Raw genomic sequence first — 16,487 nt, 5'->3', positions numbered from 1 at the left:
AGGCGGGGCAAGGGCAGCCGAGTGAAAACATGCGGACACACGGTGGCTTGCGTTGTCGCAGGGCGCCCTCAAGTGGCGCCGAACCGCGTCAGGACGCCATTTGCGCGCGCCGGTCGCGGGGCAGGTGATTTACCAGGAATTCCATCTGGTCGGCCAGGATGTTGCGGTTGGACAGGATCAGGTGCTCCACCCAACTGGGCCGGTAAGGCACCGCCAGCAGGGGCATGTTGGCTTGCTGCGGGGTGCGATTGGCCTTGCGCAGGTTGCAGGGCATACAGGCGCTGACCACGTTTTCCCAGGTGTCCTTGCCGCGATGGGAGATCGGCACCACATGGTCGCGGGTCAGTTCGCCGCGACTGTAACGCTCGCCGCAATACAGGCAGAGAAAGCGGTCGCGGGCGAACAGGGCGCTATTGGTGAGCGCGGGCGAAGGGTCGATGGCGTGATCCCGACAGTGGCCGGTGCTGGCGATGATGGGGTGCAGGGACAGCTTGCTCTGCTCGCCCGTGTGCCGATTGTGCCCCCCGTGGACCGTAAGGCAGGGGTCGCCCAGGGTCCAGGCAACGGCCTCGCGTACGTAGAGGCAAACCGCGTCCTGCCAGCTGATCCAATCAAGTATCCGGCCAGCAGCGTCCAGCGAAAGCACGCGGGTCGAATGGAGGTCGACAACGCGGCCAGGCACTTCCATCAGCATGCAAAACCGTCCTTCAACCGTGGCGAATGAACGTTCGGGCGATGCAACGATGCTCGTAACGAGGCCAGCATAGACCATCTTTGATGACAGAACACACGCAAATAGTTGTCAGGGCAGGCAGAACTGCCCTTTGGCGGGGTGTTCGCTAGGGCGCCGGGCGCTGATATAGTGTTTGTTCATCTGTAGACCCGGGGCCGGGTTTGGGAGGGGGAGCTTCGGTGGCGACCCCGGCACGGCAGGGGAGAGGTAGTAAACGTGGCTGAAGTTCTTTTCTACGAGCGTCCTGTTCCGCTCAACCGCAACCAGCACAAGGACCTGCGCATCAAGCCCATGCCGAACTTGAAGTTCGCGGGCACGGCGCACTCGGTGCCGCTCACCGGCGTGGAGTTCCCCGCGGCAGCACGTGACTTGCCGATCCTGTTCGGCGGCAACACCTTGGAGGAGGCCGGCCCGATGGCCCTGCTCGGCCTGCGTCAGAACGAGAACCTGTTCATCGGCGCGGATGGCTTCTGGGAACAGAACATCTACATCCCGGCCTTCATCCGCCGCTATCCGTTTGTGCTGGCCGAGAAGCCGGCCGGTCAGGAAGGCGACGATTTCACCGTGTTCCTGGACGAGGCCTACGAAGGCTTCAACACCGCCGAAGGTGATCGTCTGTTCAAGGAAGACGGCACCGACAGCGAGATGCTGACCAACGCCGTGCGTTTCCTCGGCGAGTTCCAGCAGCACGTGACCCGTACGCAGTGGTTCATGGAGCAGCTGCGCAAGCATGACCTGCTCGAGCCGCGCAACATTCGCCTGGAGAAGGATGGCAAGGCCATCAACCTCAACGGCCTGTTCGTGGTGAACGAGGACAAGCTGCGTCAGCTCGACGAGAAGACCACGTTCGAGTTCGCCCGCGAAGGCGTGTTCGGCTGGATCTACGCGCACCTGCTCTCGCTCGCCAACATCGATCGCGTGTCGCAGCGCCTCAGCCAGCGTGAGCAGGTTGAGGAAGCGTCGGCGGCCGTGAAGAACTGAGGTACCTGGCGTCGCGGCTTCCCCGGATGCCGCGACGCCGATCCCCGGGGCGCGCCATGCGCCTGACGGGTTGAGAAACACCCCCGCCCCATGGCTTAGCCGTCCTCACGTCTTCCACGCGCCCTGCTCGGTAAACTGTTGGCGGCGCGTAGCCGGCGGCCTGTCTCGGGCGCAGACGCGCACCGTTGGCGAAGGGGCCGCTGCGTGTCCGAGCAGAACAAGCGTGTCGTGCTTACCTACGTCGACGCCTTCAACCGCGGCGATGTGGACGCCGTGTGCGCGATTTTCGCGAGCGATGCCTTGATCCACGGCGTGCTCGGCTGGGGCGGCGTGGCGACGGCTCGACCAATCTGGAGCGATCTCATGCGTTGCTTCCAGGTGAGCCTGGAGGTGGATGCGATGGTGGCCGAGGGCGACACGGTGGCGGTGCGTTACACCGAGCGCGGTCGCTCGGTCGCCTCGTTCCGCGGTGGCCCGGTGACCGGGCGCGGCTACGAAGTGTTCGCCATGGAGTGGTTCGTGGTGAAAGAGGGGCATATCGAACGCCGCTGGGGCGTGCGCGATACGGGCTCCATGTTTCGCCAGATGGGGTTGGCGTTGCCCTAAGGCTATCTGTCGTAGCGCAGGCTGGGGCGCCAATCCACGCCGCGGCCGTCGGGTGTGCAATCGAGCATGTTCCACAGCGGCCAGATCGGATCGATGTGACGCGGGTCCTGACCCGCCTCGGGTGGCACGAACATCAACTCGCTGCACCAGGTGTGATGAATGCCGTCTTGGCGCCTTACGAAAATATTGAGCGCCGGCATCTGGCGGCCATCGGCGCTTTCGCCGTGATAGTCCGTGTTGTAGGTGTTGTGCGCGCAAGACAGCAGATGCAGGTAGCGCCAGCCGCGTTCGCGCGCAAACTGACGGATACGCCGGATCGGCGATCTGGCCACCACGGCCACGTTGACGCGCTGGCGCAGGTGCAACATTTGGCCATCCAGCGCATCGAGAATGGAGGTGCATGAGGGGCAGGGCTGGGCCATCGCCGGGCCGTACATATAGCTGTAGATCGCCAGCGTGTCCTTGCCGTCGGCAAACAAAGCCGACAGGCGTATTGGTCGTTCGATATCGGTTTCGAGCGGTGTGTCGCCCTCATCGGTGAAGGTGTAATCCACCGGCGCCACGCCGCCAAGCGGCAGCGCGCGACGCAGCGCGGCGGTGTCTTCCACGTGCCGGCGCAAGGCCATTTCGGCGCGCAGCAGGCGATCGCGCGCGATGCGATACGCGCTGGTTTCACCGGGGAAACGCACAGCATGCAGCGGCTCGTTCATGGATCGTCTCCGATCATGCGGCGGCCGTGTGCGCCACGGTCGGGCGTCTCCCCGTGGGTGGCTGGCTCAGCGAACGGGTTTGGCGAGCCGCAATAGGTCGGCTGCGTATCCCGCGTTTTCGTAGACGGCGCGTGCCCGCTCGTTGCCGGGAAACACGGCCAGCGTCACCAACTGGCAACGGTGCTCGCGGGCCCAGGTTTCGGCATGGTCGAGCAAGGCCCGACCCACGCCGCGCCCCTCGTATTCCTCAGCCACGGCCAGGTCTGAAATATGACAATTGCTGCGCCCGGTGAAGAAATCCTGCGTTTTCTGCAGGTGGATAAAGCCCGCCGGTTCACCATCGTCGTCTTCGGCCACGAACAGGTAACTGTTGGCTGGCTGGTCTTCCAGGTGGCGCAGCAGTTCTTTGCGGATGCCGTCGATGCATTCGTGCCGCCGCCGCCAGGGCGGCAGGGTGAAATCCACGAAACGGGGCACCAGCCCAAGGATGAATTCGTCATCGTCCTCGGCGAGGCGGATCAGGTACGTGGCATCGCTCATGCGGGCTTGACCGGACAGCGAAAGAGGTTTGCCGTTTCTACACCCAAGCGGGCGCGGGATGGTAGTCCCCTAGGGCCGGCGTCGGGTGTGAGCCACGCCGTCACCCACATCCAAGCTGTCATACCTGCCTTCGCAGGGATGAGGGTGTAGGAGGGAATGAAGAAGCGCTTGCTACCACCGCGTTCCGGCAACAGCCAGGCCAACCCCATCCCGCCGGCGCATTGCTGCCCGCGAAACGACGGCCTACAAAAAAGCGGCCCCTCATCGAGGGGCCGCTCCGTGCTCCATCAGTGGCAACGAAGCACGCCTCAGGCGATGGCCGGCAGCGTATCCACGCCTGCTTCCACGGCGGCCTTGTGCATCAGGCAGCGCGGCAGGATGCGTGCGAAGTAGAACTTCGCCGTGTCGCGCTTGGCCTGCTTGAACGACTCCTGCTGGCTGCTGTTGGCCAGCGCGGCCACGTTGCGGGCCCACATATAGGCCAGCGTGATGTAGCCGGAGTAGTAGAGATAGTCGTTGGCGGCGGCGCCCAGTTCTTCCGGATTGGCCATCACGCGCTGTGCCAGCGAGACGGTCAGGTCGGCCCACTCCTTGGTGTAAGCGGCCAGCGGGCCGATCAGGCCAGCCAGGGCCGGATCCTGCGCGTGCTGCTGGCAGAACGCCTGGATTTCCTTGGCGAACAGCTTGAAGCCCGCGCCCTGCAGCTGGAGGATTTTGCGGCCCAGCAAGTCGGCGGCCTGGATGCCGGTGGTGCCTTCGTACAGGGTGATGATGCGGGCGTCGCGCACGAACTGCTCCACGCCGTTCTCACCGATGTAGCCATGGCCGCCGTACACCTGCAGCGCTTCCTTGGTGCACTCCTGGGCCAGCTCGGTCACCACGCCCTTGGCGATGGGGATGAGGAAGGCGACGAGGTCGCTGGCGGCCTTGCGGGTGGCTTCGTCGGCACCGCGTGCTTCCACGTCGGTCTGCAGCGAGGTGTACAGCAGCAGCGTGCGCGAGGCTTCCACCAAGGCGCGCTGGGTGAGCAGCATGCGACGCACGTCCGGCTGCACCAGCAGGTTGTCGGCCGGCTTCTCCGGGAACTTCACGCCCGACAGAGAGCGGCCCTGCAGGCGTTCACGCGCGTAGTTGAGGCTGTTCTGCAGCGCGCGCTCGGACAGCGCCAGGCCCTGCACGCCCACGCCCAGGCGTGCGGCATTCATCATGGTGAACATGGCGGCCAGGCCCTTGTGCGGCTGGCCGATCAGGTAACCCTCGGCAGCGTCGAAGTTCATCACGCAGGTGGCCGAGCCCTTCAGGCCCATCTTGTGCTCGATGGCGCCAGCGGCGGCGCCATTGCGCGCGCCCAGCGAGCCGTCGGCGTTCACCTTGAACTTGGGCACGATGAACATGGAGATGCCGCGGCTACCGGCCGGGGCGTCGGGCAGGCGGGCCAGCACGAGATGGATGATGTTCTCGGCCAGGTCATGCTCACCGGCGCTGATGAAGATCTTGGTGCCGGTGATCTTGTAGCTGCCGTTCTCGCCGGGCTCGGCGCGGGTCTTGAGCAGGCCCAGGTCCGAACCGGCCTGCGGCTCGGTCAGGCACATGGTGCCGGTCCAGCGGCCCTCCACGATGGGCTTGAGGTAGGTGTTCTGCTGTTCCTCGGTGCCATGCAGCTCCATCGCGTGGCAGGCGCCTTCGGAGAGCAGCGGGTACAGGCTCCACGAAAGGTTGCCCGACTGGAAGATTTCGGTGGTGGCGGTGCCGATGGTGTTGGGCAGGCCCTGGCCGCCGAAGTGCTCGCCCTGGGTGAGGCCGGTCCAGCCGCCTTCGGCGAAGGCCTTGAAGGCTTCCTTGAAGCCCTTGGGCGTGGTCACCGTCTGGGTAGCCTTGTCGTACACGCAGCCTTCGGCGTCGCCGCTGGCATTGAACGGGGCAAGCACCGCTTCGCTCAGGCGGCCGGCTTCTTCCAGCACGGCGTCCAGCAGGTCGCGCGTATGGCCTTCGCCATTCTGCAACTGGGTGAGTACGGCTTCGGCGCCAAGCACGTCAAAGAGGGCGAAGCGCTGGTCGTCGAGCGGGGCCTTGTAGATGGTCATGGCGAAGTTCCTTCGGTGGTGATGCGGGGCGCTGGAAGATCAGCGCCAGGTGTTGGGGATGCCCGGCACCGGCGACAGCCAGTCGTTGCCGTGGAAAGCGAAATCCCGAGCGTCCTTCTCCTGCTCGGGCTTGGCGTTGGCCGTACCGCTGACGCTGTACGGCACGCTGCCGGCGCTGCCTTTGACGGCGGCGGCCTGGAGGGCGGCGCTCATTTCCGGGGTGGGCAGCAGGGTGATCTGGGTGACATCGGCGGCGAACGCCGGGATATCCAGGTCAAAGCCGGTATGCAGGCGCACGGGTACCAGCTCGGCCACCTTGAGCGTGCCGTCGATGGTGTGGAAATCCATGCTGCCGTAGCTGTTGTTCTGAATGCGCAGGGTGATGCGCCACTCGCCATTGGGCTGGGTGGTCATCTCCTGGATGCTTACCGTCGGCGGAAACACGCTCTTGCGCGGCGGCCCGCAGGCCACCAGCCCGGCTACCAGAACAAGAAGCACCGCACAGCGCAGCAGTCGTCCCATGGGTTCACCTCAAACGATTGTTTGAATCTTAGCAGGATGACCTTGCCGTCTGTCCACGGGGGCGCAGGCAAGGGGCGATCTCAATGTGTATGCGATCACGCTCGAGTGATGGAGCCCGCACGGCGCCAGAGGTTCCCATTGCGCAGCGCAACAGGCATCATCGCTTGCTCTCCTTTCAGCGTTGTTCGCCCATGACCCGACGTATCGTTGCCCGCCGCTCGCCCATTCACGGCAATGGCGTTTTTGCCGTCGCCCCGATCAAGAAGGGCGAAGAAATCATCGAGTACAAGGGCACGCTGATGTCCCACGCGGAAGCTGACGTGCTGTACGGCGATGGCGGCGAAACGGGCCATACGTTCCTGTTCACGCTGAACGACGAGTACCTGATCGACGCCAATCGCAAGGGCAATACGGCGCGCTGGATCAACCACAGCTGCGACCCCAATTGCCAGGCACTGATCGAGGAAAACGCCGAGGGCAATCCGCGCAAGGATCGCGTGCTGATCGAGGCCATCCGCAACATCAAGCCGGGCGAAGAGCTGACCTACGACTACGGCATTACGCTGGACGTGCCACACACCGCGCGCCTGAAGAAACTGTGGAAGTGCCTGTGCGGCTCGAAGAATTGCACGGGTACGTTGCTCAAGGCCAAGCGCTGAGGTCATCGGCGAGCCGGTTTGCTGGCCGCGCGATAGGGCGTGGTCAGGCGTTGTCCCTGAATCCCAAGCGAGGCGCCGCGATGGATGTCGTGGTGCCTGGAGACGGTTTTCCATGAAGAAAGCGCTGCTGAAGGTATTGCTGGGCCTGAGCGTGATCGGCACCGCGCAGGCCGCCGACACCGCCAAGGTGATCTCGCCGGCCGACCTGCCGTTCGTCACCGTGTCGCCGGGCATCCGCCTGAAGGAACTCACCGGCCGCGCCGCGCCGATGGAGGCGCGCTCGGCGTTGGGCAGCGTGGCCTTGTTCGAGCTCGATCCCGGCCACGCCAGCGCGTGGAGTCACAACAAAGTTGGCGAGGAATCGTTCTTCATCCTCACCGGTCACGGCGAAGTGTGGACGGGTAGCACGCCGCATGCGGTCGGCCCGGGCGACTACATCCTGGTGCCCCCTTCGGTGGTGCGCTCCATTCGCGCCAGCAAGGGCGAAACGCTCACCTTCTACGCCATCACCACGCCGGCCTGGAGCAAGGATGACGACGTGCTGGTGAATGCTCCGGCTGGCGCGCCAAAGTAAACCCAGCGCTTGAGTCAGTCCGCGTCGGCCGGATAGTCGATCGCCACCACTTCCACGGTGACGTCGCCCGCCGGACGCGGCCATACCACCTCCTCGCCCACGCGAGCGCCCAGCAGGGCCTTGGCGAGCGGCGAGGCGTAGCTCACCCGGCCGTGCTCTACGTCGGCCTCGTCCTCGCCGACGATGCGATAGCGCAGCGGGCCTTCTTCACTGTCCACAGTGACCCGCGCGCCGAAAGCCACGCGGTCGCGAGGCTGCTGCGCCAGATCCACTTCGATGGCGCTGCCCACGCGCGCATTCAGCCAACGCAGCTCGCGCTCCACTTCGGCCAGCTCGCGTTGTTGCGGCAGCGTGTCGCCGCTGGCGCGCAAGGCGTCGCGCCGCTCGCGCTGCGTCACCAGGCGCGAGCGCAGCAGGGCGAGGCCGCGCGGCGTCACATAGTTGGGGTGTTCGCTCAGCGGGATATCCGGCAGCCGTTCGCCGACGGACTCGTCCGCGTCCTTAACGAAGGAGCGGCTCATTGCATGCCTCCAACGCCGCATCGCTCGGCGTGTGTGTACTCATGCACATGGCGACGCGAGGGGCGTGCCACAAGGCGCATGCAGTGCGCGCGGACGGGCACGCGTCGCCGCGTTCGCACGGGTGCAGGGGTGTGGTCAGTCGTCGTCCAGGTGCGGTTTCCAGGCTTCGCTCAGCTGCTTCTGCACGAGTGCGGGCACCGGCTCGTAGTGGCTGAGGTCCAGGCTGTAGCGGCCGCGCCCGCCGGTCATGGCCTTCAACTCGGTGGGGTAGTCCACCAGTTCCGCCAAGGGTGCCTGTGCCTTGATCACCAGTTCACCGCCGCGCAGCGAATCGGTACCGAGAATGCGCGCGCGCTTGCCGGCGAGGCCGCCGGTGACGTCGCCCACGCTGCCCTCGGGTATGGCCACCTCCACATCCACAATCGGCTCCAGCACGATAGGGCGCGCCTTGCCCACGGCATCCAGGAACGCTTTCTTGCCGGCGCTGATGAAGGCCACTTCCTTGGAGTCGACAGGATGGTATTTGCCGTCGTACACGGTGACGCGTAGATCCTGGATCGGATAGCCGGCGACGGCGCCGATCTCCATCGCCTGGCGCACGCCTTTCTCGATGGCGGGCAGGAACTGACCGGGAATCACGCCACCCTTCACCGCATCCACGAACTCAAAGCCAGCGCCGCGATCCAGCGGTTCCACCCGCAGGAACACTTCGCCGAACTGCCCCGCGCCGCCGGTCTGCTTCTTGTGCCGATGATGGCCATCGGCGTGACCGGCAATGGTTTCACGATAGGCAATGCGTGGCGGGTGCGTCAGCACCTCCACGCCGTAGCGCTCCTTCATGCGTTCCAGCATGATCTTCAGGTGCAGATCGGACAGGCCACGCACTACGGTTTCGTTGAGTTCCTTGTGATGCTCCACGCGGAAACAGGGGTCTTCTTCGGCCAGTCGCGATAGTGCTTGCGAGAGTTTCTGTTCCTGGCCCTTGTGCTTGGGTTCCAAGGCCAGGCCGAACATGGGTTGCGGAAAGCGCATGGGCAGCAGATGGATGCGGTCTTCATCGTGCGAGTCGTGCAGCACGGCGTCGAAATGCATTTCCTCGATCTTGGCGATTGCGGCGATGTCGCCGGGAATCGCTTGCTCGATCTCTTCATGCGTCTTGCCGCGCAGGCGGAACAAATGGCCGACCTTGAACGGCTTCTTGCTGTCGTCGATGAACAGTTGGGTATCGCGCCGTATCGTGCCCTGCCAGACGCGAAACACGCCGAGCTTGCCCACGAAGGGATCGTTGACGATCTTGAACACGTCGGCGATGACATGCTGGCGGGGATCGGCGTTGACCGTGATCGGCTCATCCTCGCCATTGAGAAAGGGCGGCGCGTTACCCTCCGCCGGGTTGGGCAGCAGGCGATCGGCCAGCTCCAGCAGCTCCTTCACGCCGACACCGCTGCGCGCGCTGACAAAACAGATGGGAATCAGGTGGCCTTCGCGCAGGCATTGCTCGAACGCATCGTGCAGTTCCTTGGGGCTGAGTGCTTCTTCGCCCGCGTCCAGGTAGTGGCCCATCACCGATTCGTTGATCTCCACCACCTGGTCGAGGATACGCTGGTGTGCCTCGTGCAGCGACGAGAAATCGGTGGTGCCTTCGTTATGGAAGAAGCAGTCGAGTACGCGCTTGCCACCATCGGCAGGCAGGTTGACCGGCAGGCATTGATTACCGAATTCCTCGCGCAATGCGTCGACCAGGGCGCCCACCTTGGCCGCGTCGGTATCGATCTTGTTGATGACGATGATGCGCGCCACGCCGCGCTCGGCGGCGCGCTCCATCATGCGCCGTGTACCGTATTCGATGCCGTTGATGGCGCTCACGACGATGGCCACGGTTTCCACCGCGCCGAAGGCCGATAACGTCGGCCCGCGAAAATCCGCGTAGCCGGCGGTATCGATCAGGTTGATGCGGCTTTCGCCGAAGGGGACGCTGGCGACGGCGGTATCGATGGAGTGTCCACGCGCTTTTTCCTGCTCATCGGTATCCGATTGCGTGCTGCCGCGCTCTACCGAACCCTGGGTCTGGATGACGCCGCCGGCATGCAGCAAAGCTTCGAACAGGCTGGTCTTGCCGGCGCCGGCATGTCCGGCGAGCGCGATGTTGCGGATGTTTTCCGTGGTGTACGACACGATGCGACCCTCCCATGCAAGGGCGCGGAATCGTGCCGGCGATGACCTGCGGCGCCGCACGACGCCGCGCTGGCGGCTGACGATGGCGGGCCGTCATGGTCGTCCAGGCGTGCAGGACGCGGGGGCGGTCATGGCGGGTACGGTCAGGGACGACCGTCGGTATAGCCTTGAACCATTGCCTGCCAGGGTCAAGCTGCACTGCGGGGAACCTCGGGTGGCTCTTGCTTGTCAGCAGAAGTCTCCATCTGCGCCGGTCGTCATTCACGCCGACCGCGCCTATCCCCGGCTGGACTGTAGGGCACCCACATCGAACGTACCGAGCAGGTCGAACACCATCGCTGGACGCCGCCCGACAGCCATGTGCGTGGGCTGGCGCCCCTCGATGGACCCACGCGCGCGCTGCTGCACGAGCTGCGCTGGCGACGCATGCCGCCCCAGCGGCGGCGGCGTTGGCTGGTGTTGGGCATCGTGCTGGTGCTCCACGTCCTGTTTGCGTTGCTGACCTGGCATGAAATGCACTGGCTGCGGCCCTCGGAGCCAACGCCCGTGCGCACCGGCGCCTTGCTGGTACGGCTGATTCCGCGCCCGGCCCGCGTCGCCGCCGCGCCGCCGGTCGAGGTGCCGCCTCCGCCCCCGCCGCTAGCGCCCAAGCCACCGCCGGTGCATGAGGCACCGTCCAAGAACGCCATGAGCGTAAGCCTGCCCGCCACGGCTCCAGCCCCTGCCGTATCGGTGGCCAGTGCACCCCCGTTATTCGATGCGCAGGGCCAGCCGCTGCTGTCGTCGACCCCACCGGCCACGCCGGAACAGCCTGGCTATGTGTCGCATGGCCCACAGGGCGACACCAAGCTGATGCAGCACAGCACCCCCGTTCCCTATAAGGCGACGCGCTTCGAAAAGGATTGGTCGCAGGGCGGTGGTAGCAGTGTGGATGATGCGCTCAAGCGCGCGGTGGACAGCAGCACGGTCAAGCACACCTTCCATGTGGCACCGGGCGTGCGCATTCATTGCTCGGTGTCGTTGTTAGCGCTGGGTGGTGGCTGCGGCGGCGATCCGCCGCCACCGCCGTCGAGCAAGAGCGGCGACATGCGCCTCAACATGGCGCCAGCCAACGCCTTGGTGCCGGATGTGAATTCGCCCAAGGCGCCCAGTGTGGAGGAGTGCATCGCCCTCTATCGCGCCGACAAGCCCTTGCCCCAGGGGTGCCCGGTGGATACGCCTACGCGTTCGGTGGATGCGGAGATGCAAGAGCGCGCACACCGGCAAGGAGCGCAAGGCGGCGGCTGAGCCTAGCTCGTCGCTGCTCAGAAAGTCGCTGGCGACCGTTACACTTCGCCCATGGATAGGGAATCTTCGCGCCGACTGACAGTCACACTGCCATCGCCAAAGTCGGCGGCGGAGTCCGCCTTTGTGTATCGCCGCCGCCGCACGGAGCGGCCGCGCGAACGCTGGCTGCGCATTCTCGCGCTGGTCGGCGCGCTGCTGGTGCATTTGGGGTTCCTGGTCGGCATCGTGTTGGGGCCGGCCTATGAACTGGAGGAGCCGGACAACGAAAGTCCGCCGCTGGTCGTGCGCCTGATCGAGAAGCCCAAGGAAGAACCGCCGCCGCCTCCGCCGGTGCGCGGCACACCGCCCAAGCAGGTAGGGCCGGTGCATCGCGGCAATGCCAGCGATGCGCCGCATACGGCACGACGTAGCAGTTCGTCCACCCAAACGAATACCGAGATGGCGCCCATCCCGGTGCCGGCTGTGCAGACGCCGGTGATCGCCATGGCGCCCAAGGCCAGCGCACCCAAGCCCACCATGACCGCCGCGCCGTTGCCGCCGGTAAGCCTGCCCAAGCCGGCGCCGACCGAGCAGTTGCAGCCGGTGCCGGTGGCGCCCGAACCGCCGCAGGTCGCTTTGGAAACACCGCCGACGGCGCCGCCAGCGCCGCCCAAGTTCCAGCCCGAGCCGGTGCGCAAGCCCCAGATCGAGGGTAACCAGCCGCAACCGCCGCCGGCGTCGCTGGCCATTCCTGAGGTGCCCCCGCAGTCGGCACCCCAGCTCAATGTGCCCACCATCGCCATGGAGAAGCCCGCGCCGGTGGATACGCGTCCGAGCGTGGCCCAAGTGACGCGTCCGGAGCTGCCAGCCGCGCCGCCGGAGCCGGAGATGCAGGCGGTGCCATTGCCCGCGCAAGCCGCACCCACGGTCAACCTGCAACCACAACCCAGCACGGTGACCGCGGTAGTACCCCGCGAACAGCCGCGTGTGGAAGCCCAGGCCATTCGCGCGGCCGAAGCGGAGCTGGAGGCGGTGCCGTTGCCGCCGCAGCCGCAACCGAGCCTGGAGCATCCGCAGGCGCCCCGCCTGCAAACCGTGGCGCCTGCCGCCATTGCCCTGGACAACCAGCCGAGCGTGGCGCGTCCGCAGATTTCAGTGGAGCTGCCGGCGGCGGAGCCGGCCAATCAGCCCTCCGCGGCCTCGGCGCCGTCCAGCGCCAACGCGGCGCAAAGCGCGGCCAGCGCGCAGGCCAGCGCCAGTGGCAACGAGGCGAGCAAAGCCACCGGCGAAAGCGGCGTCAGCAGTGCGCCCAATGCCACGCCCCAAGGTAGCGACCGTGGTACGCCGGGCCAGCCCAATGGCGTCGCGCAGTCATCGGCGGCCACCGGAAAGAGCGGGCTCAATCTGGCGCTGCCGCCGGGGCAGGGCAACGGGCAAAGCGCGGGTGGAAACGCGCAGGGCGAGTCCAAGAACGGCATCCATGGCAGCTATGTGCAGCTCAAGCCCCACGGCAATACCGAGATCATGTCGCACGGCACACCGAACATCGGTTACCAGGCGACTCGCTTCGAAAAGGATTGGACGCCGGAGGGCGAAAGCTCCATCGATACCGCACTACGCCGTGCGGTGGAGAAGACCACCGTTCGCCATACCTTCCACCTGCCGCGCGGCGTGCGCGTGGAGTGCGTGGTAATGCCGTTGTTCCCGGTGGCGCTGTTCGGCTGTGGCAACGGCGACCCGCCGGCCAAGCCGGTGGATGACGTGGTCTACGAAAAGATGAAGCTGGCGCCGAGCCAGCCGTTGGTGCCGCCACCGGCTCCCAGCGCGGGCGCGCCGACCATGGCGACGATCAAGCTGGATAACAGCGCGCAGTGCGCCGCGGCGCGTGTAGCGGGTGGCCCCTTGCCGCCCGGTTGCGATGTCGATACGTCGTTGCCGTCCGCTATGCCGGCGCGCCCGAGCAGCAGTTGGGTGCCGGCCAGCGATCAATTCCATTGAGGCTGCGGCGCCTCGCCTGAGGCGCCGCGGCGATCATGCGCGCAAGACGGACGCGCTCAGCGCAGGATGCCGTCCGTCTTGAGCTTGGGAATCAAGGTCTGCGCCAGCTGGGTGGTGGCCTTGGGAATGTTCTTGGTGCCCACCGCTTCAGTGGTCACCGTCCATACCAGCTTTTCGGTGCGCGGGTCCCACACGCTGGTTTCCAGCGTCACCACATCGTATTGGGTGACATCCGGCGTACCCGCCCAGGCGCCGCCGTACCAGCCATAAAAGCCGCCGTACATCGGGCCGGAGGGCGTCACGCTGACCTTCTGTTCCACGCGCTGCACCCGCGTCACCAGCACGGCGGTGGCGCCACTGCGCTTGACCAGGTCGCGCAGGCTTACGGTGCCGTCGGTCCCCGCCGGAATCTGCGTGTAACTGGGCACGGCTTGCACGCCGGCCGCGAGCAGTTGCTGGGAAAAGGTGTCTTCAAATACGCGGCGGATGGTGTCACTGCGCGAAATACCCACCACCACGACGTTCGATGCGGGCGGCCCGGGCCAGGAAGTATCGCGCCATTGGTTGGTCACGCTCACGGAGGCGCAAGCGCCGAGCACCAGGCTGGCGGCCATGGCAAACAGAACACGCAGTCGTTTCATCGAAAAGGCTCCTGGATAGGGCACCGCCCCTGAAGTGGGCGCTCCATTCTGGAAAGCCCCGCGTGCACGCGGCGCGATGGCCTGCAAGCAATCAGGGCGATGGCCGCAGCAGGGAACCGAAAGTGAGATAGATGGAGGAGTGGCCGCCCTGCGCCAGTCCATAGCCCAGGAACAGCGGGCCCATCGGTGTCTGCACGCCGAGGAACATGCTGCCGGCGTAGATCAGCGAGCCGAGCTGCACCTGATTCTTGCTCGCCCAGGTGTTGCCGGCTTCAAGGCTGGCGCCGATATAGACCGGGGTGGAGAAGATCGCGTCCATCTGGCCGGTGCGCCGGTACACCACGGCGCGAGCCAGGGCGGACTGGTTGCCGTTCAACGATCGCTCGGCATAGCCGGACAGGTTGAGGAAGCCGCCGAGGAAATTCTGCGTTTCGAACAAGGTGGCGTTGTTGAGCGTGCTGGCCATGCGTACACCCAGGAGCACGTTGTAACGGCCGTCACCGACGCTGCTGAGGTCGGGTACCCAATCGGCATTCAGGCGTACGGCATCGGCATTCACTCCGCCGCCCAGCCAGTGGCGATACCACTCGTAGTCGAAGCTGATGCGCGCGCCCCGCGAGGGAAATTGCGCGCTGTCCAGGCTGTCCCAGTCCATGCCGACCTTGGCCATGCTGTAGTCGGCATCGCGACTGGGCGGGAAGTCGGTGGGGTTGCCGATACGCAGATCGCCGCTGTCGCGGCCGTGCTGGATGGCTGCCAGCACGCGCCAATTGGAGAAAGGCGACCAGCCGGTTTCCAGACCGAGATAGCGGCGCTTGATGCGGTATTCGGCCAGTTGGTGGTTACCCTGTCCGTCGAATACCGGGTAATCCTCATTGCGCAGCAGCCCATACGGCATCACGTAACCACCCGCGCCGCGCCAGAAGGGCTGGTAGAACTCGCTGGCGACGCCGCCGAGACGGCCGGCCCACAGGGTGTTGCGCCATTCGGCGCCCAGGCGATTGATGTTGGTGGCGGTGATCTCGGCGGACACGAGGTATTCGCTGCGGCCCGAGAAATCGTCATCCAGCTGGAAACCAAGCTTGCCGTACAACGGCCCCCAGGGCTTGTCGCGAGGGATGATCAGCAGGCCGCGCTGGTCGCCATCCTGTTGCAGCCGATAGTCGATCTGCTGGTAGTTGCCAAGACCATAGATGCTGCCGATCTGGTCTTCGAGCTTCTCCGGATTGAACGGCTTGCCGACATCCTTGGCCAGGCGCTCGTCGACGTACTTGGCGGTGTCGGTGTGCTTGGCATCCACCTTGAGAAAGGCGATCAAGCCCGGGTCGAACTCGCGCTTGCGATGCTGGGCCACGAATGCGTCCCACTGCGCGGGGCCGACCGCCAGCGCGCGCAGGCGCGGCAGCGCGGCTTCCGCCGCGGCGCGGCCAATAGCGATGGCGTCGGCACCCCGATTGAACTCCGCCGCACTCATGTCGCCTAGCGCGGGCGTAATCAGGATGTCGTCGGGGGTGAGTGTTTCCAATTGGCGCCGCGTCTTCTCCTCCATCAACGCGCTCACCATCTGGTTGAGCACCGCCACCGGGTTGCTCAGCTGCGCGCGATCCAGCAATGGCGAGCCCACGTTCACCACGATCAGTCGTTGCGCGCCCATGTCGCGCACCACGTCGATGGGAACGTTGTCCATCAGGCCGCCATCGACCAGCAGTTGGTCGTCCACCTGGGTGGGCGCGAAAGCGCCAGGCACCGACATGCTGGAGCGGATCGACAGCGCCAGATCGCCCGAGCCGAAAACCATGGGCTTGCCCGCCACGATGTCGGTAGCCACCGCGCGGAACGGAATCGACAGCCGGTCGAAATCGTTGACGTTCCAGGTGGAGATCAGCAGCCGTCGCAGCAGCAGCAATAGTTTTTGACCCTGTACCACGCCGGCCGGTGTAACGATGTGGCCGTTCTTGTAGCCCACTTCGAAATTGAGCAGGTAGCGGTAGTCGGCGTCCTTGCGCCGCATGGGCATTTCGGTGCGCGCAGGGTCGTCGGAGAACAGCTCTTTCCAGTCCAGGGTGGAGATGATGTGTTCCATCTCGTCGGGCGTGTAACCCGCCGCGTAAAGTCCGCCGACGATGGAGCCCATGCTGGTGCCGGCTATGCGGCAAACGGGAATGTGCTCGCGCTCCATCACCTGCAATACGCCGATGTGCGCTGCACCGCGCGCACCGCCGCCGCCGAGCACCAAGCCGATGCAGGAGGGGCTTGTGGTAGCCGTGGATGTTTGTGCCCGCGCAGGCAGCACCGGCAGCAACATGAGCATGGCGAACCAGGCCAGGGAAAGGCGCATGGGTGTTCCTTTGAGCCGTAAAGGCGGCGCCGTCCCATCTTCGCCGCAGCGGGCATCCTACGGCAGGACCGTGCCAGAGCGCACGGTGTTGCCGATGAGCATCCATCATTCCATGACGTCTACCCGGTTTCGACACGGC

15 protein-coding genes are annotated in these 16,487 nt (G+C 65.5%); 6 read left to right on the top strand and 9 right to left on the bottom strand.

The features are described from left to right. Positions 1-88: 88 nt before the first annotated feature. Entirely contained in the window at positions 89-694 is a 606-nt protein-coding gene (locus JHD67_RS04055; RefSeq protein ID WP_199097572.1) for an HNH endonuclease, read from the bottom strand. A gap of 255 nt (positions 695-949) precedes the next feature. Between JHD67_RS04055 and JHD67_RS04050 the strand changes: the two genes are divergently transcribed. Both JHD67_RS04050 and JHD67_RS04045 read left to right on the top strand, forming a co-directional pair. Continuing rightward, entirely contained in the window at positions 950-1,714 is a 765-nt protein-coding gene (locus tag JHD67_RS04050) for a SapC family protein (protein ID WP_199097570.1), read from the top strand. 204 nt (positions 1,715-1,918) lie between these two features. Then, positions 1,919-2,320: an ester cyclase gene (locus JHD67_RS04045; protein WP_199097568.1), complete on the top strand. Its 402-nt coding sequence runs from the start codon at positions 1,919-1,921 to the stop codon at positions 2,318-2,320. Between the two features lie 2 nt (positions 2,321-2,322). On the opposite strand, the gene JHD67_RS04040 is transcribed toward JHD67_RS04045, so the two are convergent. From JHD67_RS04040 to JHD67_RS04025, 4 genes are all read right to left on the bottom strand, one after another. Further along, a complete protein-coding gene (locus JHD67_RS04040; protein WP_199097566.1) occupies positions 2,323-3,030 on the bottom strand; it encodes a DUF899 family protein in 708 nt (235 codons plus the stop codon). A 66-nt stretch (positions 3,031-3,096) separates the two neighbouring features. Further along, positions 3,097-3,570 (bottom strand): GNAT family N-acetyltransferase, encoded by a 474-nt coding sequence (locus JHD67_RS04035; RefSeq protein ID WP_199097564.1) that lies wholly within the window; start codon positions 3,568-3,570, stop codon positions 3,097-3,099. 308 nt (positions 3,571-3,878) lie between these two features. Then, positions 3,879-5,654, bottom strand: coding sequence for an acyl-CoA dehydrogenase C-terminal domain-containing protein (locus JHD67_RS04030; protein ID WP_199097562.1), 1,776 nt, complete (start codon positions 5,652-5,654; stop codon positions 3,879-3,881). Positions 5,655-5,693: 39 nt separating this feature from the next. Then, the gene (locus JHD67_RS04025) at positions 5,694-6,176 is read right to left on the bottom strand and encodes a hypothetical protein (protein ID WP_199097560.1); all 483 of its coding nucleotides are present in this window, start codon (positions 6,174-6,176) and stop codon (positions 5,694-5,696) included. A gap of 191 nt (positions 6,177-6,367) precedes the next feature. Between JHD67_RS04025 and JHD67_RS04020 the strand changes: the two genes are divergently transcribed. Both JHD67_RS04020 and JHD67_RS04015 read left to right on the top strand, forming a co-directional pair. Further along, positions 6,368-6,835: an SET domain-containing protein-lysine N-methyltransferase gene (locus JHD67_RS04020; protein ID WP_199097558.1), complete on the top strand. Its 468-nt coding sequence runs from the start codon at positions 6,368-6,370 to the stop codon at positions 6,833-6,835. Positions 6,836-6,947: 112 nt separating this feature from the next. Continuing rightward, positions 6,948-7,409 (top strand): cupin domain-containing protein, encoded by a 462-nt coding sequence (locus JHD67_RS04015; protein ID WP_199097556.1) that lies wholly within the window; start codon positions 6,948-6,950, stop codon positions 7,407-7,409. Positions 7,410-7,423: 14 nt separating this feature from the next. On the opposite strand, the gene JHD67_RS04010 is transcribed toward JHD67_RS04015, so the two are convergent. Both JHD67_RS04010 and fusA read right to left on the bottom strand, forming a co-directional pair. Further along, a complete protein-coding gene (locus JHD67_RS04010; protein ID WP_199097554.1) occupies positions 7,424-7,930 on the bottom strand; it encodes a GreA/GreB family elongation factor in 507 nt (168 codons plus the stop codon). A gap of 135 nt (positions 7,931-8,065) precedes the next feature. Next, positions 8,066-10,105 carry an elongation factor G gene (gene fusA, locus JHD67_RS04005; protein WP_199097552.1) on the bottom strand — a complete coding sequence of 680 codons (2,040 nt, stop codon included), beginning with the start codon at positions 10,103-10,105 and terminating at the stop codon, positions 8,066-8,068. A 360-nt stretch (positions 10,106-10,465) separates the two neighbouring features. Here fusA and JHD67_RS04000 point away from each other — a divergent pair, with 360 nt between their 5' ends. Next, entirely contained in the window at positions 10,466-11,392 is a 927-nt protein-coding gene (locus JHD67_RS04000) for a hypothetical protein (protein WP_343214300.1), read from the top strand. A 123-nt stretch (positions 11,393-11,515) separates the two neighbouring features. After that, a complete protein-coding gene (locus tag JHD67_RS03995; protein ID WP_343214299.1) occupies positions 11,516-13,369 on the top strand; it encodes a hypothetical protein in 1,854 nt (617 codons plus the stop codon). A gap of 56 nt (positions 13,370-13,425) precedes the next feature. Here the strand turns inward: JHD67_RS03995 and JHD67_RS03990 are convergent, their stop codons facing one another. Together JHD67_RS03990 and JHD67_RS03985 are read right to left on the bottom strand one after the other, a co-directional pair. Next, the gene (locus JHD67_RS03990) at positions 13,426-14,010 is read right to left on the bottom strand and encodes a hypothetical protein (protein ID WP_199097548.1); all 585 of its coding nucleotides are present in this window, start codon (positions 14,008-14,010) and stop codon (positions 13,426-13,428) included. 91 nt (positions 14,011-14,101) lie between these two features. Beyond that, complete coding sequence (locus JHD67_RS03985) at positions 14,102-16,348, bottom strand: patatin-like phospholipase family protein (protein ID WP_199097546.1); 2,247 nt, start codon at positions 16,346-16,348, stop codon at positions 14,102-14,104. Positions 16,349-16,487: the final 139 nt, after the last annotated feature.

Origin of the sequence: Dyella sp. ASV21 (assembly GCF_016428975.1) — a bacterium.
Taxonomy (GTDB): Bacteria; Pseudomonadota; Gammaproteobacteria; order Xanthomonadales; family Rhodanobacteraceae; genus Dyella.
Note: the sequence above shows the minus strand (reverse complement) of the source record. Positions and strands in the feature narration are given on the sequence as shown.

Bases quoted from the DNA above. Each gene is read 5' to 3' on its own strand.
- JHD67_RS04055 (WP_199097572.1), bottom strand. From the start codon at position 694: ATGCTGATGGAAGTGCCTGGCCGCGTTGTCGACCTCCATTCGACCCGC.
- JHD67_RS04040 (WP_199097566.1), bottom strand. From the start codon at position 3,030: ATGAACGAGCCGCTGCATGCTGTGCGTTTCCCCGGTGAAACCAGCGCG.
- JHD67_RS04035 (WP_199097564.1), bottom strand. From the start codon at position 3,570: ATGAGCGATGCCACGTACCTGATCCGCCTCGCCGAGGACGATGACGAA.
- JHD67_RS04030 (WP_199097562.1), bottom strand. From the start codon at position 5,654: ATGACCATCTACAAGGCCCCGCTCGACGACCAGCGCTTCGCCCTCTTT.
- JHD67_RS04025 (WP_199097560.1), bottom strand. From the start codon at position 6,176: ATGGGACGACTGCTGCGCTGTGCGGTGCTTCTTGTTCTGGTAGCCGGG.
- JHD67_RS04020 (WP_199097558.1), top strand. From the start codon at position 6,368: ATGACCCGACGTATCGTTGCCCGCCGCTCGCCCATTCACGGCAATGGC.
- JHD67_RS04015 (WP_199097556.1), top strand. From the start codon at position 6,948: ATGAAGAAAGCGCTGCTGAAGGTATTGCTGGGCCTGAGCGTGATCGGC.
- JHD67_RS04010 (WP_199097554.1), bottom strand. From the start codon at position 7,930: ATGAGCCGCTCCTTCGTTAAGGACGCGGACGAGTCCGTCGGCGAACGG.
- JHD67_RS03990 (WP_199097548.1), bottom strand. From the start codon at position 14,010: ATGAAACGACTGCGTGTTCTGTTTGCCATGGCCGCCAGCCTGGTGCTC.
- JHD67_RS03985 (WP_199097546.1), bottom strand. From the start codon at position 16,348: ATGCGCCTTTCCCTGGCCTGGTTCGCCATGCTCATGTTGCTGCCGGTG.